Annotated in this window: 16 protein-coding genes; 8 read left to right on the top strand and 8 right to left on the bottom strand. The window is 59.6% G+C overall.

Going from position 1 to position 20,692, the window contains the following annotated elements; translation table 11 throughout:
* Position 1: 1 nt before the first annotated feature.
* The 3 genes from E2F50_RS16000 to E2F50_RS16010 all read right to left on the bottom strand — a co-directional run bounded on the left by E2F50_RS16000 (position 2) and on the right by E2F50_RS16010 (position 3,482).
* A complete protein-coding gene (locus tag E2F50_RS16000; RefSeq protein WP_425375392.1) occupies positions 2-1,519 on the bottom strand; it encodes a sugar ABC transporter ATP-binding protein in 1,518 nt (505 codons plus the stop codon).
* Between the two features lie 88 nt (positions 1,520-1,607).
* Positions 1,608-2,603 carry a rhamnose ABC transporter substrate-binding protein gene (gene rhaS / locus E2F50_RS16005; protein WP_133317187.1) on the bottom strand — a complete coding sequence of 332 codons (996 nt, stop codon included), beginning with the start codon at positions 2,601-2,603 and terminating at the stop codon, positions 1,608-1,610.
* Positions 2,604-2,651: 48 nt separating this feature from the next.
* Positions 2,652-3,482: a DeoR/GlpR family DNA-binding transcription regulator gene (locus tag E2F50_RS16010; RefSeq protein ID WP_133317188.1), complete on the bottom strand. Its 831-nt coding sequence runs from the start codon at positions 3,480-3,482 to the stop codon at positions 2,652-2,654.
* A 200-nt stretch (positions 3,483-3,682) separates the two neighbouring features.
* Between E2F50_RS16010 and E2F50_RS16015 the strand changes: the two genes are divergently transcribed.
* Both E2F50_RS16015 and rhaI read left to right on the top strand, forming a co-directional pair.
* On the top strand, positions 3,683-5,779 hold the full coding sequence (locus tag E2F50_RS16015; RefSeq protein WP_133317189.1) for a bifunctional rhamnulose-1-phosphate aldolase/short-chain dehydrogenase: 2,097 nt from the start codon (positions 3,683-3,685) through the stop codon (positions 5,777-5,779).
* Between the two features lie 20 nt (positions 5,780-5,799).
* Positions 5,800-7,092: an L-rhamnose catabolism isomerase gene (gene rhaI / locus E2F50_RS16020; protein WP_133317190.1), complete on the top strand. Its 1,293-nt coding sequence runs from the start codon at positions 5,800-5,802 to the stop codon at positions 7,090-7,092.
* Positions 7,093-7,110: 18 nt separating this feature from the next.
* On the opposite strand, the gene E2F50_RS16025 is transcribed toward rhaI, so the two are convergent.
* The 5 genes from E2F50_RS16025 to ytfQ form a co-directional block, all read right to left on the bottom strand.
* Positions 7,111-7,887, bottom strand: coding sequence for a FadR/GntR family transcriptional regulator (locus E2F50_RS16025; protein ID WP_133317191.1), 777 nt, complete (start codon positions 7,885-7,887; stop codon positions 7,111-7,113).
* Positions 7,888-8,874, bottom strand: coding sequence for a galactofuranose ABC transporter, permease protein YjfF (gene yjfF, locus E2F50_RS16030; RefSeq protein ID WP_133317192.1), 987 nt, complete (start codon positions 8,872-8,874; stop codon positions 7,888-7,890). It lies immediately after the preceding gene.
* The gene (locus E2F50_RS16035) at positions 8,871-9,914 is read right to left on the bottom strand and encodes an ABC transporter permease (RefSeq protein ID WP_161974181.1); all 1,044 of its coding nucleotides are present in this window, start codon (positions 9,912-9,914) and stop codon (positions 8,871-8,873) included. Before E2F50_RS16035 ends, yjfF begins: the two co-directional genes overlap by 4 nt.
* The gene (locus tag E2F50_RS16040; protein WP_133317193.1) at positions 9,914-11,437 is read right to left on the bottom strand and encodes a sugar ABC transporter ATP-binding protein; all 1,524 of its coding nucleotides are present in this window, start codon (positions 11,435-11,437) and stop codon (positions 9,914-9,916) included. Before E2F50_RS16040 ends, E2F50_RS16035 begins: the two co-directional genes overlap by 1 nt.
* 100 nt (positions 11,438-11,537) lie before the next feature.
* On the bottom strand, positions 11,538-12,500 hold the full coding sequence (ytfQ, locus tag E2F50_RS16045; RefSeq protein WP_133317194.1) for a galactofuranose ABC transporter, galactofuranose-binding protein YtfQ: 963 nt from the start codon (positions 12,498-12,500) through the stop codon (positions 11,538-11,540).
* A gap of 329 nt (positions 12,501-12,829) precedes the next feature.
* On the opposite strand from ytfQ, the gene araD1 reads away from it, so the two are divergent.
* The 6 genes from araD1 to mmsB all read left to right on the top strand — a co-directional run bounded on the left by araD1 (position 12,830) and on the right by mmsB (position 20,571).
* On the top strand, positions 12,830-13,819 hold the full coding sequence (gene araD1, locus E2F50_RS16050) for an AraD1 family protein (RefSeq protein ID WP_133317195.1): 990 nt from the start codon (positions 12,830-12,832) through the stop codon (positions 13,817-13,819).
* A 9-nt stretch (positions 13,820-13,828) separates the two neighbouring features.
* A complete protein-coding gene (locus E2F50_RS16055; protein ID WP_133317196.1) occupies positions 13,829-14,755 on the top strand; it encodes a Gfo/Idh/MocA family protein in 927 nt (308 codons plus the stop codon).
* Position 14,756: 1 nt separating this feature from the next.
* Complete coding sequence (locus tag E2F50_RS16060) at positions 14,757-16,601, top strand: IlvD/Edd family dehydratase (RefSeq protein ID WP_133317197.1); 1,845 nt, start codon at positions 14,757-14,759, stop codon at positions 16,599-16,601.
* A gap of 102 nt (positions 16,602-16,703) precedes the next feature.
* A complete protein-coding gene (gene chvE / locus E2F50_RS16065) occupies positions 16,704-17,765 on the top strand; it encodes a multiple monosaccharide ABC transporter substrate-binding protein (protein WP_133317198.1) in 1,062 nt (353 codons plus the stop codon).
* 56 nt (positions 17,766-17,821) lie between these two features.
* Positions 17,822-19,378, top strand: coding sequence for a multiple monosaccharide ABC transporter ATP-binding protein (mmsA, locus tag E2F50_RS16070; RefSeq protein WP_133317199.1), 1,557 nt, complete (start codon positions 17,822-17,824; stop codon positions 19,376-19,378).
* Between the two features lie 2 nt (positions 19,379-19,380).
* On the top strand, positions 19,381-20,571 hold the full coding sequence (gene mmsB, locus E2F50_RS16075) for a multiple monosaccharide ABC transporter permease (protein ID WP_133317200.1): 1,191 nt from the start codon (positions 19,381-19,383) through the stop codon (positions 20,569-20,571).
* The last annotated feature ends 121 nt before the right edge of the window (positions 20,572-20,692 follow it).

A 20,692-nucleotide genomic window follows, 5' to 3' on the forward strand; every position in this document is an offset into this window, starting at 1 on the left:
CTCATATATTTCCGGTTGCGGCACGGACAAGCGCTTCGGCACTCAATTGCTCACGCTCGAACAGGCCTGCAGACAATCCCTCGCGCATCACCATCACCCGATCCGACATGCCGAGGATTTCAGGAAGCTCGGAAGAGACCATGATGATCGACAATCCTTCCGACGCCAGTTCGCTGATGAAGCCGTGCACGGCAGCCTTCGAGCCGATATCGATGCCCTTGGTCGGTTCATCCAGAATGATCACCTTTGGCCGGGTCGCCAGCCATTTGCCGATCACGACCTTTTGCTGATTGCCTCCCGACAGGGTGCCGACGGGCACGGAGAGTGCTGCGGCCCGCAGATCGAGCCGCTCGGCATAGGTTCGGGCCAGCGCCAGTTCGTTCGCGGCGCTGAGAAAACCGGAGCGCGAGGTGCGCGACAGAGAGGGGAGCGACATGTTCTGGAAGATCGGCATGGGGAGCGCGAGCCCGTGACGCCCACGTTCTTCCGGCACATAAACGATGCCGGCGCGGATCGCGTCGCTGGAGGAGCGGATAGCGAGCGTCTTCCCTTCCAGCGCAAGGCGGCCGGAAGAGGGACGGGTGACACCGAACAGAGATTGGCAGAGTTCGGAGCGCCCGGCACCGATCAAGCCGTAGAGGCCGAGGATCTCGCCCTGGCGAAGCTCGAAGGATATGTCGTGAAATTCTGTCGGGTGACTGTAGCCTTGCACAGATAGAACCGGCGCGCCTATACGCGCTGCGACCTTGGGGAAGACATCCTTGACGTCGCGGCCGACCATCATCCGGACGATCAGATCCTGGGGCGTTTCCTTCAAACGTCCGTGGCCGACAGCGCGGCCGTCGCGGAAAACGACGAAGTTTTCGGCAATCTCATAAACCTCGTCGAACTTGTGGCTGATGAAGAGTATCGCCTTGCCCTGCCGCTTGAGGCCCTCGATGATGCGGAAAAGGTCGTCGATTTCCTTTCGTGACAGTGCGGCCGTCGGCTCGTCCATGATGACGATGCGCGCTTCGACCGACAGTGCCCTTGCGATCGCGACAAGATGCCGTTGCGCGATCGACAGGTCGCGCAGCCGGATGGTGGGATCGATTTCGGTTTCCAGCGCCGCCAGCAAGGTCTTGGCGCGGCTGTTGATCTGCCGCCAGTCTATCATTCCGAAACGCGTGCGGGGCGCGTGGCCGAGGAAGATGTTTTCCGCTACCGTCAGCTCGTCAAAAAGCACCGTCTCCTGATGGATCGCCGTGACGCCTGCATCGATCGCCGCCTGGGCGCTTGCAAAAGCGACAGGCTCGCCGTCGATCAGGATCTCGCCCTCATTGGGACGATAGATGCCGGTCAGAATCTTGACGAGCGTAGACTTGCCAGCGCCGTTTTCGCCAATCAGCGCCGTCACCTGGCCGGCGAACAGCTGGATGGACACCGAATCCAATGCCTTCACGCCTGGGAAAATCTGGCTGATGCCACGCATTTCCAGGACAGGCGTTTCCGCTTCAGGCAGCGGCAGGTCATTTGCCATCTCGACAGCACTCATCATCGTCAGCCATTGCTTTGGATAAAGGCCCGGCGGCCATTCGCGACCGCCGGCGGGAGGAACCCGTGAAAGATCAGAAGATCTTCGAGAATTGGTCGATATTCTTTGCGTCGTAGACGAAGGGATCTGCCATGGCCGCTTCGCCATTGTCGCCAATCTTGATGGAGCCCATACGGCCGGCCTTGACCTCGGAGCCGGGCTTGCCGTCCGCATCACCCTTGACGAGGTGATAGGCGATCTGGGTCGCAGAATATCCCAGATCGATCGGGTTCCAGATGGCGAATTCCTTCGTCGCACCCGACTTGATGGCACCGGCCATTTCGGATGGCAGGCCGAGGCCCGTCACATAAACCTGGCCGATCTTGCCGGCATCCTTGACCGCCTGCGAGGCTGCGAGCACACCGACCGTGGTCGGAGCGACGATGACCTTGACGTTCGGCTGCGAGGTCAGAAGGCCCTGGGCTTCGCGGTAGGATTTGTCGGCGAGGTCGTCGCCGTAAACGGTCGTGGCGAGGTTGAGGCCCGGAAAATCCTTCAGCTGCTTCTTCATCTCGGCAATCCAGGTGTTCTGGTTGGTCGAGGTCGTGGTCGCTGACAGGATGGCAAAGTCGCCCTTGCCGCCTTCCAGGTGGCCCTTGGCAAGCGTCAGGCACATCTTGCCGATTAGCTCGTTGGAAGACGGGTTGAGGTGCATGATACGCCCTTCAGGCGCGACGCCGGAATCCCAGGAAATCACCTTGATGCCGCGTTGTGCGGCCTTCTTCAAAGCCGGAATAACGGCATCGGGATCATTGGCGGAAATGGCGATCGCATCGACGCCCTGGGCGATCAGTGAATTGATCACTTCGATCTGACCTTCCGCCGTGGTGGTCGTCGGGCCGGTATAGATAATCTCGACGCCGCCCAATTCCTTGGCCGCTTCCTGAGCGCCCTTGTTGGCGGCTTCGAAAAAGCCGTTGCCCAGCGATTTGACCACGAGGGCAATCTTCATATCGGCCGCGCTGGCAGCCGTCGTCATCGTGGCGAAGGCAAGCGCGACGCCGATCGCCAATTTCTTTGCAAGTTTCATGTTCCATCCTCCCAGTTGATAAGTTCGTCTTCCTCCCGCGGCCACTCCTCATGCGGCCGAGGTCGTATCCTCCGTGGCGTCTTCCGCGTCGGTCTCTTCTGCCTTGGCGCTGCCGGCAATCACCAGCTTCACGCCGGCATTCTCGATCATCCGCGCAGCGACGTCTTCGATTTCCGAATCCGTAATGATTGTTGTGACCCGCTCCAGCGGACATAGGATCAGGCTGGACCTGCGGCGGAATTTCGAAGAATCGACCATGACGATCAATTCTTCCGCCTGTTGCATCAGTTTCTGCTCGCTCTGTATCACCAGCGCGTCGGCTTCCATGATGCCGAGCGGCGCTATTCCCTGCGCTCCGATGAACATGCGCCGTGCGTAGAAATTGCGGATGGCGTCGTTGTCGAAGGGAGACAGGATCAGGCTCTGTTCTCTGTAAATCGCCCCGCCCGGTACCGTCACATTGCTTTTGGAATGCTTCACGAGGTGTTCGGCGATGGCGAAGGAATTCGTCATGACTTGCAAGCGGCGGGCCGACATGAAATGTACCATCTGGAAGGTCGTGGTCCCGCCATTGATGATGACCGAATCGCCTTCTTCGCAGAGTTCGACCGCACGGCGGGCAATTGAGCGCTTCTTGTCGATATTGACTGATTCCGATACCCGAAATGGGCGCGCCGCAAGATTGCCGAGCTGCGGTGGGTGAACGGCTTCAGCGCCGCCACGCACCCGCCGGAGTTTGCCCTGAACGTGTAGCGAAGCGATGTCGCGGCGGATCGTCGCCTCCGAGGCATCCGTCAACTCGGCGATATCCTGGACCGTGATCACGGCCTTTTCCTGGATTGCACTCAAGATGATGCGATGGCGTTCACGTTCGTGCATGAGCTCCTCCTCGTTTCCGAATATCGCCAGAAAACCAGATGCTGTCAATCAAAAACAATCACATTCAGCCTTGTTGCGTTGCAACATGAATAATTATGATTGTTTGTGATTGACAGTGGCAGGAACATTGCGTGATATCCTTGCATTGGGAGATGGCGACCGCGTGTCGCCGTGTGTCGAAATAGCTTGGGAGGACAGCGATGTCGGGCCATACCCGCCTTCTCGAAAATCTTTGGGATGATTCCCATGCAGCCTCGCTCGATGAACCGGGCAAGCTGCTTTATCGCTCCAACCTGCTGGGCAGCGACAAGCGCATCACCAATTACGGTGGCGGCAATACATCTGCCAAGGTCATGGAAACGGATCCGCTGACGGGCGAGCAAGTGCGCGTCATGTGGGTGAAAGGTTCGGGCGGCGATGTCGGCACGATCAAGCTCGACGGCTTCGCCACCCTCTACATGGACAAGCTGGAAGCGCTCAAGGGTATTTACAAAGGTGTCGAGGACGAAGATCGCATGGTCGGCTTCCTGCCGCATTGCACCTTCAACCTCAACCCGCGCGCCGCTTCCATCGACACGCCACTGCATGGCTTTGTGCCCTATACGCATGTGGACCACATGCATCCGGATGCAATCATTGCCATTGCAGCCTCGAAGAATTCGAAACAATTGACGCAGCAGATCTTCGGCGATGATATCGGCTGGCTCCCCTGGCGGCGTCCCGGCTTTCAGCTGGGCCTCGATCTGGAAGCCTTCGTCAAGGCCAATCCGAATGCCAAAGGTGCCGTGCTGGAAAGTCATGGCCTGTTCACCTGGGCGAACGATGCTAAGGCCTGCTACGAGCTGACTCTGGATATCATCAACAAGGCGATCGATTGGTTCGCCGGTGAGACAGAAGGCAAGACGATCTTCGGCGGTGCGGAGACGCAAAGCCTGCCTGCAAGCCAGCGCCGTACTATCGCCGCCAAGCTGATGCCGGAAATCCGCGGGCGCATCGGCAAGGCGGAGCGCAAGCTCGGCCATTTCGACGATCAGGACGCCGTTCTGGAATTCGTCAACTCGAAAGACCTGAGGCCGCTGGGAGCCCTCGGCACCAGTTGCCCGGATCATTTCCTGCGCACCAAGATCCGGCCGCTCATCCTCGACTTCGATCCGGCGAAGCCGGACGTGGAAGCGGTGCTCGGATCGCTGGATCAGGCTCTGGAAGACTACCGCGCCGACTACGCCCGCTATTACGAGAGCTGCAAGCATAGCAATTCGCCGGCCATGCGCGATCCCAACCCGGTGATCTTCCTGGTTCCGGGCGTCGGCATGTTCTCCTTTGCCAAGGACAAGGCGACCGCCCGCATTGCCGGTGAATTTTACGTCAACGCGATCAATGTCATGCGCGGCGCCTCGACAGTATCAGAGTATCAGGGCCTGCCGGAGCAGGAAGCCTTCGATATCGAATACTGGCTTCTGGAAGAAGCCAAGCTGCAGCGCATGCCGAAGCCGAAAAGCCTGGCCGGGCGGGTGGCTCTGGTGACCGGCGGCGCCGGCGGTATCGGCCGGGCGACAGCGGCAAGACTGATGGGGGAGGGTGCCTGCATCGTGCTCGCCGATATCGATGCTGGTGCGCTCGAAGCAACCAAGTCCGATTTTGAAAAAGGCTTCGGTAAGGACGCCGTCCGTGGCGTCTTGCTCGACGTGACGAGCGAAGACGGGGTGGTGAAGGCTTTTGCGGAAGCGTGCCTTGAATTCGGCGGTGTCGATATCTTGGTGTCCAATGCGGGCATTGCTTCCTCGGCTCCGGTCGAGGAAACGACGCTGGCCATGTGGAACAAGAACATCGATATCCTGGCAACAGGCTATTTCCTCGTTTCCCGCGAAGCCTTCAAGCTCTTCCGGCGACAGAAATTGGGCGGCAATGTCGTCTTCGTGGCCTCCAAGAACGGTCTTGCTTCCTCGCCGAATGCCTCGGCCTATTGCACCGCCAAGGCCGCCGAAATCCATCTGGCCCGCTGCCTGGCACTGGAAGGCGCCGATGCGGGCATCCGGGTTAATACGGTTAATCCGGATGCCGTCCTGCGCGGGTCGAAGATCTGGAATGGGGAATGGCGTGAACAGCGCGCGGCATCGTCGAAAATCGACATCAGTGAGCTGGAAGAACACTACCGCAAGCGCTCGCTGCTGAAGCTCAACGTATTTCCGGAGGATATCGCCGAAGCGATCTACTTCCTGGCGTCGGATCTGTCGGCGAAATCGACGGGCAACATCATCAATGTCGATGCAGGCAATGCCCAGAGCTTTACGCGCTGAGCGGCGCCAGGGAGGAAGATATGGTTGAGCTTAAAATCGCGTCGGATCTGGTCTCGGCTCAGAACGACAAGAATGCGGCTTGGTTGAAATCCGACTACGAAGCGCTTGGCGAGAAGTTTGGGCGCCGCGGGACGGATATCGAATCCATCACTGCCCAGGTCTCGGAATTCTTTGTTGCGGTGCCATCCTGGGGTGTCGGTACGGGCGGTACGCGGTTTGCCCGCTTTCCGGGGCAGGGAGAGCCGCGGAGTATTTTCGACAAGTTGGATGACTGTGCGGTCATACATCAGTTGACGCAGGCGACTCCAACAGTCTCGCTGCATGTCCCGTGGGACAAGGCAGACCTGACGGAACTTAAAGCCAAAGGCGATGCGCTCGGCCTCGGCTTTGATGCGATGAATTCCAATACGTTCTCTGACGCCGTCGGGCAGGCGCATTCTTATAAATACGGCTCGCTCAGCCATACGGACGCGTCGACCCGTGCCCAAGCCATCGAGCACAATCTCGAATGCATCGAAATCGGCAAGGCGATCGGCTCGAAGGCGCTGACGGTCTGGATCGGCGACGGCTCGAATTTCCCGGGCCAGAGCCATTTTACCCGCAGTTTCGAGCGCTATCTCGCGTCGATGGCGGAGATCTACGAGGCGCTGCCGGATGACTGGCGTCTGTTTTCCGAACACAAGATGTATGAGCCGGCTTTCTATTCCACCGTGGTTCAGGACTGGGGCACCAATTACCTGATCGCCAATACGCTTGGACCGAAGGCAATGTGTCTCGTCGATCTCGGTCATCACGCGCCGAACACGAATATAGAGATGATCGTCGCCCGGCTGATCCAGTTCGGCAAGCTCGGCGGCTTCCATTTCAACGATTCGAAGTATGGCGACGACGATCTCGATGCCGGCGCAATCGATCCCTACCGACTTTTCCTCGTCTTCAACGAACTGGTCGATGCCGAACATCGGGGCGTGGGCGGCTTCCATCCGGCCCACATGATCGACCAGTCTCACAATGTCACCGATCCGATCGAGAGCCTGATCTCCAGTGCCAACGAGATCCGCCGCGCCTATGCCCAGGCGCTGCTGGTCGATCGCGAGGCGCTTGACGGTTACCAGGCGGACAATGATGCCTTGATGGCCTCCGAAACCCTCAAGCAGGCTTATCGCACTGACGTCGAGCCGATCCTTGCCGAGGCCCGCCGGCGGGCTGGCGGTGCCATCGATCCGATATCGGCCTATCGCGCCAGCGGCTATCGCAAGAAGGTGGCGCTGGAGCGCCCCGCATCTTTCAGCGGCGGGGGCGGGATCGTCTGAGACGATCCCGATGGGGGTTTAGTTCGACGCCAGGCTGTCGACGCGTTCCCCGGCCGTCTGCCCGGACGCCTGCAGAGAATTGCGGATCCGGATCTTGCCGATATCGATGACGTGCCGCATGGCCTTGATTGCCTTTTGAGGATCGCGTGAGGCAATGGCATGCACGATACGAAGGTGATTGGTCGCAACCTCATCGATGGTTTCGGGAGACGCGGCTGGCGATGAAAGCTGGAATGAGATGGCGAGCGCGGCTTCGATGAGGGCGCTTGCAGAGCGCATGAATGGATTGCCGGACATGCGGGCGATCGCCAGATGGAATTCCAGGTCCACCTTGGCGATGGTTTCTGGCGTATGGGCAAGGTCATCGAACTTGGCGGCGATTGCATAAAGCGAGACGAAGTCGTCGCTGGTGGCACGAAGTGCCGCCGCCGCTGCCGCCGCCGGCTCCAGTGCCATCCGCATTTCGGCTAGATGCTCGATGAATTCAAAATCGAGCCCCGCTTCGAAGCGCCAGCCCAGCACATCCGAATCGAAGAAATTCCAGCTCGCCTTGTCGAGCACGCGCGTGCCGACCTTCGCCTTGGCTTCCACCAACCGCTTTGCGGACAGTGTCTTCATCGATTCGCGCAGCACGGTGCGGGACACGCCGAAGCGAGCGGAAAGCTCGGTATCGCCGGGCAGAAGCGATCCTTCAGGTATCTTGCCGGACACGATCCCCCGGCCAAGCTCAGCCACCACATGCGCGTGGTTGCTGCGACGCTTCCGGCCGTTGATGGTCGTCTCCAGCAAACCCAATCAAACCTCCTTGAGCCGGGCTTCGGCCAATCGCCTGTTCGAAAGCCAGATGATCCCGCGCTGTAGCACGATGAAGACGAAGAGCAGAATGCCGATGACGATTTTCGTCCACCACGAAGACAATGTCCCGTCGAAGACGATATAGGTCTGGATCAGTCCCTGGATGAGCACGCCGACAAATGTTCCGGCCACGAGGCCAACGCCGCCTGTCAGAAGCGTGCCGCCGATGACCACCGCTGCGATGGCGTCAAGCTCGACGCCGACGGTTGCGAGCGAATAGCCGGACGAGGTGTATAGCGTATAGGCAATGCCTGCGAGACCCGACAGAAAGCCGGACAGGGCATAGATGCCGATGGTCGTGGAGCCGATCGAAACGCCCATCAATTCGGCAGATTGAAGGTTGCCTCCGATTGCATAGACATTGGCGCCGAAGCGGGTTCGGCCGGCAATGAAGGCTCCGACGATGAAGACGAGCAGCATCAGCATGGCGAGCGCCGTCAGACGGCCGCCACCCGGAAAGCGGAAGTAGAAGCCCTGGATTGCGTCGATCACCTCATGGGAAATCGGCACCGATTGAGTGGATATCAGGTAGGCGGCGCCGCGCGCCAGGAACATGCCGGCGAGCGTCACGACGAAAGGCGGGATGCCGAGATATCGGATCATCGCCCCCATGAGGCTGCCGAAGACGGTCGAAATGACCAGGACGGCGAGGAAAGCAACGAGCGGGTGGACCCCAAGCGATCCGACCATCACGGCGACGAAGACGCTGGTGAAGGCGATCACCGAGCCGATCGACAGGTCGATGCCGCCGGAGAGGATGACGAAGGTCATCCCGACCGCAGCAATGCCAAGGAACGCATTGTCCGTCAGCAGATTGCCGATGACCCGCGTCGACAGCATGTTTGGGAACTGCAGAAAGCAAAGAGCGTAGGCGATTACGAAGATGCCGAGCGTGGTGACGAAGGGAAGGTTGCGGGTATGGATCATTGCGCCGCTCCTTCGGCCTTTGGCGAAGCCTTTGCAGAGGATTGCGGCTGGTGCCTTTGCGCCCTGACAAAGCCAAGCAGGGTCATGACGGCGGGCGACTGCAAGGTCAGCACGATGATGATGATGACTGCCTTGATGATCGGGTTGAATTCGGGCGGGAAGCCGGCGACCAAGATGCCGATATTGACCGTCTGAATGATCAGTGCGCCGATTAGCGAGGCGGTAATCGAGAATCGGCCGCCGTTCAGCGACGTGCCGCCGATCACGACCGCGAGGATCGCATCGAGCTCGAGCCAGAGGCCAGCATTGTTGGCATCGGCGCCGCGGATATCTGCGGTAACGATCAGGCCGGCGATCGCGGCGCATATTCCGGAAATTGCATAAACGAAGAACAGCAGGAACCGGGCGCGCACGCCGGCCAGTGTCGCGGCGCGGCGGTTGATGCCGGTCGCCTCGATCAGGAAGCCGAGCGCAGACCTGCGCACGAGGAGACCGATCAGCAAGGCAGTGCCGATCCACAGATAGATAGGAATGGGGATCCCGGCGAGCGTGCCTGAACCGAGTTGCGAGAAAAGGTCGTTGTTGAAGGTAAGGATGGCGCCTTCGGTGACAAGCTGGGCGATGCCGCGGCCGGCGACCATGAGGATCAAGGTGGCGATGATCGGCTGGATGTCCAGGAGGGCGACAAGCACGCCATTCCAGAGGCCGCAAGCAAGGCCGACGCCAAGCGATATCAGGACCACCATCCAAAGCGGGTAATCCTGGGTGATCAAAGTCGCTGCGATGGCGCCGCAGATGGCAATGACGGCGCCGATCGAAAGATCGATGCCTCGGGTGGCGATCACCAGCGTCATGCCTACCGTCAGAAGAGCAACGGGCGCCGCGCGAACGAGAATATCGACCAGACTGCCGTAGATGCGTCCGTTCTGAACCGAGAGCGTCAGGAAACCCGGTGCAACGGCAGTGATCAGCGCCAGGATGACCGCCAGCGCGATCAGCTGGGGGGCAAGCCGGCGCAGCCGTTTGGTGATGCGGTTCATCAGGCAGCCTCCGTCCTGGTCGGTGCGGCGATTGCCTGCATGATATTGTCTGCGGTGACCTGTTCGCCCGAAAGCTCGGCGACGTGGCGGCGGTCGGCAAGTACGATGACGCGATGCGCGACCGCCGTCAGTTCCTCGAGCTCCGAAGAAATCACGATCAGCGACATGCCGTCGGCGCATAGCCGCTCGATCATCTTCAGTATCTCCGCATGGGCGCCGATATCGATGCCGCGGGTGGGTTCGTCGAGGATAAGCAGCCGTGGCTCGGTCGCCAGCCACCTCGCCAGCACCGCCTTCTGCTGATTGCCGCCGGACAGGAACTTGATCGGGCGCTCGGCATCCGCCGGGCGAATGTCGAGCGACTTGATGTAGCTTGCGGCCAAGGCGGCCTTCTCGCGCGATGAAATCGGCTTTGCCCAACCCTGTCTCGCCTGCAGCGCAAGGGCAATGTTGTCGGCAACCGAGAAGTCGCCAATGATACCGTCCGTTTTTCGCTCCTCGGGCGCAAAGCCAAAACCGTTGGCGATGGCTGCTTCCGGCGACGAGAGCGTAACGGGCCGGCCGTCGATCGTGGCGGATCCGCTATCGGCCCGGTCGATGCCGAAAAGCAGGAATGCGGTTTCGGTGCGGCCCGAGCCCAGCAAGCCGGCTATGCCGACCACCTCTCCGGGACGAATATCAAGGTCAAAGGGGGCGATGCTGCCCCGCTTTCCATAGCCGCTGAAGCGGATCGGCGCTTCCCCTTTTGCAATGCTTTCGTCCTGAACATGGCGCTCGCCGGTAATGTGCTGCAGCTCGCGCCCGAGCATCATCGAGATCAGCTCGAGGCGGGGCAGATCCGCGAGTTCGCGGGTCCCGACAAGCCGGCCGTTGCGCAGGACCGTGACCCGGTCGGCAACCGCATAGACCTGGTTGAGAAAGTGCGTGATGATGATGATGCCCAGCCCGTCCTGGCGCAGACGGCGCAGGACGTCGAACAGCATGTCCACTTCATGGGCGTCGAGGCTGGCGGTTGGTTCGTCGAGCACCAGAACTTTTCCCGAAAGATCGACGGCGCGGGCGATCGCGATAATCTGGCGGATGGCGACCGAGTAGGAAGACAGAAGCGCATCGACGTCGATGTTCAATCCGTAGCGGGCCAGCAGCGCAATGGAACGGCGGCGCATTTCGGCGCGATTGATCACGCCGAAGCGGCGCGGCTGGCGGCCGAGAAACAGGTTTTCCGCGACCGTCAGGTTTTCGAGAAGGTTGACCTCCTGGTAAACCGTGCCGATGCCGAGCGACTGTGCATCTGCGACGGAGGCGGGAGCGACGTCCGTGCCGTCTAGCCGCATAGCGCCCTGGTCACGGGTATAAACGCCGGTCAATATCTTGATGAGAGTGGATTTGCCTGCACCGTTTTCACCAAGCAGCGCATGGATCTCCCCGCGCCCCAGGGTGAAGTCCACGCCGTCAAGCGCTGCAATACCGAGGAAGGACTTGCCAATGCCCCGGGCCTCAAGAAGAAGATCAGGTTCCGTCATGATTTCAATCCCGTGTCTGCCAAACAACCGGAGCGGCAAAGGCTGCCGCCCCGGTCACTGAAGGTGCCGGCCCGGATGTCAGAGGGCCGGCGGACAGGGATCAGTAGCCAAGGCCTTTCTTGGCTTCGTAGACCTTCATCGGATCATCCTTCTGCGTGTACAGCTTGGATTCCGTCTGGATCCACTTCTTCGGTTCCTTCTTGTCCTTGAGATACGCATCCAGCGCATCGAAGGCGGGGCCAGCCATGTTCGGCGTCAGTTCGACTGTCGCGTTGGCCTCTCCCTTGGCCATGGCCTGGAAGATGTCAGGAACTGCGTCGATAGAAACCACCTTGATGTCGGTTCCCGGCTTCAGTCCGGCTTCCTTGATGGCCTGGATCGCTCCGACGGCCATGTCGTCGTTGTGAGCATAGACGGCGCAGATGCTCTTGCCGCCGCCTTCAGCCTTGATGAAGCTTTCCATGACTTCCTTGCCCTTGGTGCGGGTGAAGTCGCCGGTCTGCGAGCGAGCGATCTTGATGTTGGAATGCGAGGCGATGGCCTGCTCAAATCCCTTCTTGCGGTTGATCGCAGGCGAAGACCCCGTCGTGCCCTGAAGCTCCACGACCTTGCAGTCCTTGGAGCCGACATCCTTGACAAGCCAGTCGCCTGCGACCTTGCCTTCATAGACCTGATCCGAGGTGACGGCGGTGAGGTAAAGGTCCTTCGGAGATTCGATCTCGCGGTCAAGCAGGATGACCGGAATGTTTTCTTCCTTGGCTTCCTTGAGGACTGCGTCCCAGCCCGTTGCAACGACCGGAGCGATCAAAATCGCATCGACGCCTTGGGCGATGAAGCCGCGGATCGCCTTGATCTGATTTTCCTGCTTCTGCTGCGCATCGGCAAATTTCAGCGTGACGCCGCGCTTCTCGGCTTCCTGCTTGGTGACAGTGGTTTCGGCAGCGCGCCAGCCGGATTCGGATCCGATCTGCGAAAAGCCAACAGTCAGAGACTTTGCGGAAACACCTGAAGCCAGGCATGCGGAAAGGGCAACGGCGGCCGTTGCCACGAGTGCTCGTTTCATCTTAATCCTCCCAGAGATGATGAAGCATATGACAAAGCTGAATTTACATATAATATTACTTTTGCAAAGGGTCAGATTGAGTCACGGGTGAAATTTTCTGCTGCTCTGCATTGCTGCAGTCACTAACCACCTAAATTTAAACGAGAATCATAATTTTAGCTATGCGTATGCTGGGACCAAGCGCCTATTAGCCGTTCTTGACAAGCCTCCGCATAATCCAATAGTCGTATTAATGACCGCATCGAATCCGGAGGTTCGATGGGAGGAACGGCCGGGCGATCGGGAGATGCCCTGCCTTTATGTCGGACTAAATTCGGGTGGTTAAATACATGTTGCGAGTTCTTCAGGTTGCGAACGCTGGCGCAATGCAGGTTGTTACATGGAGCGGCGAAGGGCAGCCTCGTGCCGTCAATGGCGTGACGTCCACCTATGAGCTGGCGATGCGGGCGATAACGTCCGGGCGCAGCTTGGCGCAGGAAATCGATGCTGCCGGCCTGGGTGCTGAAGTCGACCTCGAAACCGCTGCCGCCGAAGGCCGGTTTGCCCTGCCGGTCAGTCATCCGGATCCGGCCCATTATATCGTCGCTGGTACCGGCCTGACCCATCTCGGCTCCGCGTCGGGTCGGGACAAGATGCATAAGGCTGCGCAGTCGGAAGAGAAGCCGACGGATTCTATGCGCATGTTCCTCATGGGCGTCGAGGGCGGCAAGCCGAAAGCGGGCGAAGTGGGTGCCCAGCCGGAATGGTTCTACAAGGGCAATGGTACGCAGCTGCGCGCAACGGGCGAGGATCTGGTCTCGCCTTCCTTCGCGCTGGACGGCGGCGAAGAGCCGGAGCTGGCGGCAATCTATCTGATTGGGCCGGACGGCACGCCGTTCCGTCTCGGCTACTGTCTGGCCAACGAGTTTTCAGACCACGTCACCGAAAAAGGCAATTACCTCTGGCTCGCCCATTCCAAGCTGCGCCAGGCAGCGCTTGGTGCCGAGCTTCTCGTCGGCGATCTGCCGGATCACGTCGAAGGCACGTCGCGGATCCTGCGCGGCGACAAGGTGATCTTCGAAAAGCCCTTCCTTTCGGGAGAGGCGAACATGTCGCACACGATCGCCAACCTCGAGCATCATAACTTCAAGTACGATCTCTTCCGCCAGCCGGGCGACCTGCATGTGCATTTCTTCGGAACCGCAACTCTCTCTTTTTCCGAGGGTGTGAAAACCGAGCCGGGCGACGTTTTCGAAATCTCGGCGGCGCCATTCCAGCTTCCGTTGGTGAACCGCCTTGCTGTTGCGGCCGACACTCCTGTCGTGATCAAGTCACTCTGAGAGGCGGCAATGACATCCATTCGTCTCGCCATCGTCGGACTGGGAAAGATCGCCAGGGACCAGCACCTCGGTGCGATCGAAGCAACGAGCGGTATCGATCTGGTAGCGGTTGCAAGCCGCAATGCTAAATTGGACGGTGTGGCCTGTTTCTCGGATATCGAAGATCTGCTGGCTTCAGGCATAGCCATAGACGCCGTGTCGCTTTGTACGCCGCCGCAGGGCCGTTTCAGCCAGGCCAAGGCGGCTCTCTATGCCGGCAAGCATGTCATGCTGGAAAAGCCGCCGGGAGCGACCCTTTCGGAAGTCTATGCTCTCGAAGCGCTTGCCAAGAGCAAAGGCCTAAGCCTGTTTTCCACCTGGCATTCGCGTGCGGCCGCAGCGGTCGAACCGGCGCGAGCGCTCCTTGGCCAGCGCAAGATCCGTAGCCTCTCCGTGGAATGGAAGGAAGATGTCCGCCACTGGCATCCAGGCCAGGCATGGATCTGGGAACCGGGTGGTCTCGGCGTCTTCGATCCAGGCATCAACGCCCTTTCGATCGTCACCCGGATCATGCCGGAGACATTCCACCTCGTTGCCTCGCAGCTCACTTTTCCGGCCAATCGCGCAGCCCCGATTGCTGCCAGCCTGTCGTTCGAGACCGCCAGCGGGATCCCGGTGGGAGCCGAGTTCGACTGGCGGCAGACGGGCCCGCAGACCTGGGATATCCGTGTTGAGACGGAGGAAGGGTCGGTGGTTCTGACCCATGGTGGCAGCCGGCTCTTCGTCGACGGCGAGCCCCGCATGGTCGAGGAAGACAAGGAATACAGCAATCTCTATCGGGATTTCGTATCATTGGTAGCCAAGGGCGCCAGCGACACCGATTTTTCGCCGCTTGTGCATGTTGCCGATGCTTTCATGCTGGGCAGGCGCATCCAAACTGAAGCATTCGAGGACTGATATGACCAATTCCGAAAACGCTCCATCCACCGAGATCGCCGAGACTGGAGAGCGCCGCCAGGAAGTGCGCAGGCTCCGGTCGCGCGCCTGGTTCGACAATCCGGACAACGTGGACATGACGGCGCTCTATCTCGAGCGCTACATGAACTTCGGCCTCAGCCAGGCGGAACTTCAGTCCGACCGACCTATCATCGGCATCGCCCAAACCGGTTCGGATCTGTCGCCCTGCAATCGGCATCACCTCGAACTGGCCAATCGCCTGCGCGAAGGTATCCGCGAAGCGGGCGGCATCGCGATCGAATTTCCGGTCCACCCGATCCAGGAAACCGGCAAGCGCCCGACCGCCGGCCTTGATCGCAACCTCGCCTATCTTGGCCTTGTCGAAATTCTCTACGGTTATCCACTGGACGCGGTCGTCCTGACGATCGGCTGCGACAAGACCACGCCGGCCTGTCTTATGGCCGCGGCAACGGTCAACATCCCGTCGATCGCGCTTTCGGTCGGGCCTATGTTGAACGGCTGGTTCCGCGGCGAGCGCACCGGATCCGGCACGATTGTCTGGAAGGCGCGCGAACTTCTGGCAAAGGGCGAGATCGACTATGCCGGCTTCGTCAAGCTCGTCGCCTCCTCGGCACCGTCGACCGGCTATTGCAATACGATGGGCACGGCAACGACGATGAACTCGCTTGCCGAAGCACTCGGCATGCAGCTACCCGGTTCGGCCGCCATCCCGGCGCCTTATCGTGACCGCCAAGAAGTCGCCTATCTGACCGGCCTGCGCATCGTCGAAATGGTCAAGGAGGACCTGAAGCCCTCCGATATCCTGACGAAGGACGCCTTCGTCAACGCCATCCGCGTGAATTCGGCGATCGGCGGCTCGACCAATGCACCGATCCATCTGAACGCGCTCGCCCGTCACATCGGCGTCGAACTTTCCGTCGACGACTGGCAGACTTACGGCGAAGAAATCCCGCTGCTGGTGAACCTGCAGCCGGCCGGCGAATATCTCGGCGAAGACTATTATCATGCCGGCGGCGTACCGGCCGTCGTCAACCAGCTGATGCGTCAGGGCCTCATCAATGAGGACGCCATGACGGTCAACGGCAAGACGATCGGCGACAACTGCCGCGGCGCCATCATCGAGGACGAGAAGGTCATCCGCCGCTATGAAGAGCCGCTGAAGGCGCATGCCGGCTTCCGTGTGCTGCGCGGCAACCTGTTCTCGTCTGCGATCATGAAGACCAGTGTCATCTCGCCGGAATTCCGCCAGCGCTACCTCAACAACCCGAACGATCCGGAAGCCTTCGAGGGGCGTGCCGTCGTGTTCGACGGTCCGGAAGACTACCACCACCGCATCGACGATCCGTCGCTGGAGATCGACGAGCATACGGTGCTGTTCATGCGCGGTGCCGGGCCGATCGGTTATCCGGGGGCGGCCGAAGTCGTCAACATGCGGGCACCGGACTATCTCCTGAAGCGCGGAATTTCGTCGCTTGCCTGCATCGGTGACGGCCGTCAGTCGGGAACATCAGGTAGCCCGTCCATCCTCAACGCCTCGCCGGAAGCGGCGGCGGGCGGCGGCTTGGCACTGTTGCGCACCGGTGACCGGGTCCGCATCGACCTTGGTCGCGGAACAGCCGATATCCTGATTTCCGAAGAAGAGTTGCAGCAGCGTCGCGAGGCACTTGCAGCAGAGGGCGGTTACCAGTATCCGAAGCATCAGACGCCTTGGCAGGAAATCCAGCGCGGCATCGTCGGGCAGATGGAGACCGGCGCTGTGCTGGAGCCGGCGGTGAAGTATCAGCGCATCGCGCAGACCGCAGGCCTGCCGCGCGACAACCATTGATCCTTGGGGGCACATACGCCCCTTGGGTTTTGAGGATGGCGAGGAGCCAGCCTCTTTACAACCTGGCGGCTCGAAGGGAGCCGCTGTAACGGAGGAGTAGTAATGAATATTCTTAAGCTTTTGACGACTGCTACGGTATTGGCCGGTTTTGCATTTGCTGCACCGGCTGGTGCCGCCGACAAAGGTCTCGTTGGCGTTGCCATGCCGACCAAGTCCTCCGCCCGCTGGATCGCCGACGGCGACAACATGGTCAAGGTTCTGAAGGAACGCGGTTACGCCGTCGACCTTCAGTATGCTGAAGACGACGTTCCGAACCAGCTCTCCCAGATCGAGAACATGATCACCAAGGGCGCCAAGGTTCTTGTTGTGGCCTCGATCGACGGCACCACGTTGTCGGACGTTCTGCAGCAGGCTGCAGACCAGAAGATCAAGGTCATCGCCTATGACCGCCTGATCCGCGATACGCCGAATGTCAGCTACTATGCGACCTTCGACAACTTCCAGGTCGGCGTTCTGCAGGCGACCTCGCTCGTGAAGGCTCTCAAGGCCGATACCGAAAAGGGCCCGTTCAACATTGAGCTCTTCGGCGGTTCGCCGGACGACAACAATGCCTACTTCTTCTACAATGGTGCGATGAGCGTGCTGCAGCCGCTGATCGACAAGGGCACGATCGTCGTCGGCAGCGGCCAGACCGGTATGGATCAGGTTGCAACCCTTCGCTGGGATCCGGCAACTGCCCAGTCGCGCATGGACGCCATCCTTTCCTCGACCTATTCAGACAAGAAGCTGAACGCGGTTCTGTCGCCTTATGACGGCATCTCGATCGGCATCCTTTCTTCGCTGAAGGGCGTCGGCTATGGCAGCGGCGACATGCCAATGCCGTTCGTATCCGGCCAGGACGCGGAAGTGCCTTCGGTCAAGTCGATCATTGCCGGCGAGCAGTATTCGACCATCTTCAAGGACACCCGCGACCTCGCCAAGGTGACCGTCGACATGGTTGATGCAGCCATGAGCGGCAAGGAGCCTGAGGTCAACGACACGAAGAGCTACGACAACGGCAAGAAAGTCGTTCCTTCCTACCTGCTGAAGCCGGTCGTCGTCGACAAGTCCAACTGGAAGATCCTGATCGACAGCGGTTACTACACCGAAGCACAGGTCAAGTAATTCATAAGCCGCGCGGCGTTTTCACGCCGCGCGGCTCCTCGTATCTGGGAGTCGTCATGCTTGATCCCGTACCTCTTGCCGAAAAGCCGCCCATTCTTGAAATGCGGGGCATTTCGAAGAGTTTTGGCGCCGTAAAGGCGCTTTCCGACGTCAGCTTTACCGTCAAGGAAGGCGAAATTCATGCCTTGGTCGGCGAAAACGGCGCCGGCAAGTCAACGCTGATGAAAGTGCTGTCGGGCGTCTACCCGCATGGTTCCTACGAAGGCTCGATCCTGTTCGACGGAGACGAGCGCCATTTCCGTGACATCAACGATTCCGAAAAACTCGGGATTATCATCATTCATCAGGAGCTCGCGCTCATTCCGCTGATGTCCATTGCCGAGAACATCTTTCTCGCCAAAGGGCCATCCAAGTTCGGCGTGATCGACCGCGACCTGCGTTACAAGCGCACCAGGGAACTGCTGGCCAAGGTCGGCTTAACCGAAGCGCCCGAAACCCTGATCACCAATCTCGGCGTCGGCAAGCAACAGCTGGTGGAAATAGCCAAGGCGCTGTCGAAGGACGTACGCCTGCTGATCCTCGACGAGCCGACGGCCTCGCTCAACGAAACAGACAGCGCAGCCCTTCTGGAACTCCTCAAGGAATTCCGCAGAAACGGTATTACCTCGATCATGATCAGCCACAAGCTGAACGAGATTTCGGAAGTCGCCGACCGGATCACGGTGCTGCGCGACGGACGGACTGTGGGCACGCTCGATTGTCACGAAGGTCCTGTCGACGAAGACGAAATCGTCCGCCGCATGGTCGACCGCGATCTCGAGAGCCGCTATCCGGCTCGCACGCCGAAGATTGGCGACGTCATTTTCGAAGTCGAGAACTGGTCCGTCTATCATCCGCAGCATTCCAGCCGGCAGATGGTCAAGAACGTATCGATGAAGGTCAGGGCGGGCGAAGTCGTCGGTATTTCGGGGCTGATGGGCGCCGGCCGCACTGAGTTCGCAATGAGCGTTTTCGGTCGCACCTACGGCCGCGACATCACCGGCACCGTGAAGATTCACGGCAAGGAAGCCGATACGTCGGATGTCCACCGTGCCATCAAAGCCGGTCTGGCTTACGTTACGGAAGACCGTAAGCATCTTGGTCTCATCCTGGCAGAAGACATCCGCAAGAACATCTCTTTGGCGCATCTCGGCGGCGTTTCGTCCTCAGGTGTCATTGACGATATCAAGGAAATGAAGGTGGCACAGGAATTCCGCACCCGCATGCGAATCCGCAGCCATAACGTTTATCAGGAAACCGGCAAACTTTCCGGCGGCAACCAGCAGAAGGTGGTTCTGTCGAAATGGCTGTTCACGGGGCCTGACATCCTGATCCTGGACGAGCCAACGCGCGGCATCGATGTCGGCGCCAAATACGAAATCTATTCCATCATCAACGAACTTGCGGATGCCGGTAAGGCTGTCATCGTGATCTCCTCGGAAATGCCTGAGCTCATCGGCACATGCGACAGGATCATGGTTATGCATGAAGGCGAGTTTGTCGGCGAAGTAGCCGGCGAAGAGGCAACGCAGGAAAATATCATGCGCGCTATCATGCGTCGCAAAGGGAGATAATTATGAGCACTCCGCAGGAAGCAATCACCGCTCCCAAGGTGGCGACGAGTTTCTGGAAGGACAATTTGCGCGACTACGGCATGCTGATTTCGCTGGTCGCGATCGTCATCTTCTTCCAGGTCGCAACCGGCGGCATTCTCCTTAAGCCGCTCAACATTACCAACATTGTTCTGCAGAATTCCTATATCGTCGTCATGGCGCTCGGCATGCTGCTGATCATCGTGACTGGCCATATTGACCTGTCCGTTGGGTCTGTCGCAGGCTTTATCGGTGGTCTCGCCGGGTTGCTGATGGTCCGCTGGGGTGTCGATATCTGGCTGTCGATCATCGTCTGCCTTGTCGTGGGCGGATTGATCGGTGCAATCCAGGGCTATTTCGTCGCCTATTTCAAGATCCCGTCATTTATCGTCACTCTTGCGGGGATGCTGGTCTTTCGCGGTTTCATGATCGCCATCCTTGGTAGCCAAGCCATCGGTCCATTTCCGCCCATCTTCCAGAAGCTGTCTTCCGGCTATGTCATCGAGCTTATCTCTTCAGAGGGCGGCCTTTATCTGACGTCCTTCATCCTCGGCCTGTTGCTGGCACTGGCGCTGGTCTGGCAGAATTTCCGCAGCCGCGCCCGTCGCATCACGCATGGTGTCGAGAGCGAGCCAATGGGCTTCTTCATCGGCAAGAACATCGTGGTGCTGGCCGCAATCGGCTATGTCGCCTACCTGATCTCCTCGCATCGCGGCATGCCCAACGTTCTGATTATCATGGCTGTGCTGATCGTCGCCTATGGATTCTTCACCAACCGCACGATTATTGGACGCCAGATTTATGCGGTTGGCGGCAACGCCCGTGCAGCCGAGCTATCGGGCATCAAGGCGACGCGTCTCGTGTTCTGGACCTTCGTCAATATGGGTGTTCTGGCAGCACTTGGTGGCCTTGTGGTTGCAGCTCGCCTGAACAGCGCCACGCCGAAGGCCGGTACGGGCTTTGAGCTCGACGTCATTGCAGCCTGCTTCATCGGCGGGGCATCGGCCTATGGCGGCGTCGGCAAGGTCACCGGTGCGGTAATTGGCGCATTCCTGATGGGCGTGATGAACAATGGCATGTCCATCCTCGGCATCGGCATTGATTACCAGCAGGTGATCAAGGGGCTGGTTCTGCTGGGCGCTGTCTGTGTCGACGTTTACAACCAGCGCCGCTGAACCGGTGATGAAAGATCGATTGCGGGCGGGGCTTCAGGCTCCGCCCGTTTTCGTTGGCGATTAAGGCCAGCTCCTGAGCCTGCAAAACTAGTATGCACTCTGAGCGGGTTCAGTGCGATAC

This window comes from Rhizobium deserti (genome assembly GCF_004358025.1).
Taxonomy (GTDB): Bacteria; Pseudomonadota; Alphaproteobacteria; order Rhizobiales; family Rhizobiaceae; genus Neorhizobium; species Neorhizobium deserti.

Excerpts from the sequence above, each read along its gene's own strand:
- E2F50_RS16060 (WP_133317197.1), top strand. The coding sequence starts at position 14,757 with ATGACCAATTCCGAAAACGCTCCATCCACCGAGATCGCCGAGACTGGA.
- E2F50_RS16000 (WP_425375392.1), bottom strand. The coding sequence starts at position 1,519 with ATGGCAAATGACCTGCCGCTGCCTGAAGCGGAAACGCCTGTCCTGGAA.
- yjfF (WP_133317192.1), bottom strand. The coding sequence starts at position 8,874 with ATGATCCATACCCGCAACCTTCCCTTCGTCACCACGCTCGGCATCTTC.
- E2F50_RS16010 (WP_133317188.1), bottom strand. The coding sequence starts at position 3,482 with ATGCACGAACGTGAACGCCATCGCATCATCTTGAGTGCAATCCAGGAA.
- E2F50_RS16015 (WP_133317189.1), top strand. The coding sequence starts at position 3,683 with ATGTCGGGCCATACCCGCCTTCTCGAAAATCTTTGGGATGATTCCCAT.
- E2F50_RS16035 (WP_161974181.1), bottom strand. The coding sequence starts at position 9,914 with ATGAACCGCATCACCAAACGGCTGCGCCGGCTTGCCCCCCAGCTGATC.
- araD1 (WP_133317195.1), top strand. The coding sequence starts at position 12,830 with ATGTTGCGAGTTCTTCAGGTTGCGAACGCTGGCGCAATGCAGGTTGTT.
- rhaS (WP_133317187.1), bottom strand. The coding sequence starts at position 2,603 with ATGAAACTTGCAAAGAAATTGGCGATCGGCGTCGCGCTTGCCTTCGCC.
- chvE (WP_133317198.1), top strand. The coding sequence starts at position 16,704 with ATGAATATTCTTAAGCTTTTGACGACTGCTACGGTATTGGCCGGTTTT.
- rhaI (WP_133317190.1), top strand. The coding sequence starts at position 5,800 with ATGGTTGAGCTTAAAATCGCGTCGGATCTGGTCTCGGCTCAGAACGAC.
- E2F50_RS16055 (WP_133317196.1), top strand. The coding sequence starts at position 13,829 with ATGACATCCATTCGTCTCGCCATCGTCGGACTGGGAAAGATCGCCAGG.
- mmsB (WP_133317200.1), top strand. The coding sequence starts at position 19,381 with ATGAGCACTCCGCAGGAAGCAATCACCGCTCCCAAGGTGGCGACGAGT.
- mmsA (WP_133317199.1), top strand. The coding sequence starts at position 17,822 with ATGCTTGATCCCGTACCTCTTGCCGAAAAGCCGCCCATTCTTGAAATG.
- E2F50_RS16040 (WP_133317193.1), bottom strand. The coding sequence starts at position 11,437 with ATGACGGAACCTGATCTTCTTCTTGAGGCCCGGGGCATTGGCAAGTCC.
- ytfQ (WP_133317194.1), bottom strand. The coding sequence starts at position 12,500 with ATGAAACGAGCACTCGTGGCAACGGCCGCCGTTGCCCTTTCCGCATGC.